This is a genomic window from Methylobacterium sp. A54F (genome assembly GCF_053346035.1).
In genome coordinates, this window is record NZ_JBKFBF010000143.1 from 1 (window position 1) to 301 (window position 301).

Annotated in this window: 1 pseudogene; it reads right to left on the reverse strand. The window is 76.1% G+C overall.

What is annotated here, in order from left to right:
- A pseudogene (locus tag ACLBXP_RS25690) lies at nt 1-256 on the reverse strand (hypothetical protein); the annotation flags it as partial.
- Between the last annotated feature and the right edge of the window lie 45 nt (nt 257-301).

A 301-nucleotide genomic window follows, 5' to 3' on the forward strand; every position in this document is an offset into this window, starting at 1 on the left:
GGAATTCGCGGGTCCCGTCCGGGCCCGGGGGCGGCAGCGTCCCGGTCGCGAGGGTAGCGAGGGGCCGGCCGGTGATCTCGTGCGGCGCGAAGCCCGTCAGGCTCAGGGAAGCGGGATTGGCCTTCAGGATCGGGTTGCCAGGGCGGGACCCGTCAGCCAGCAGGGCCGGCCCCATCGCGTCGAGCAGCGGCGCCCAGGCCGCGCCGCCCGGCGCACCGGCCTGCACGATCGAGCCGTTCGCTTCGGGCTCTGCCATCCGTCCGTCCCGGCCTGCCGGGACCGTGCCCGCGATGGCGTAAGG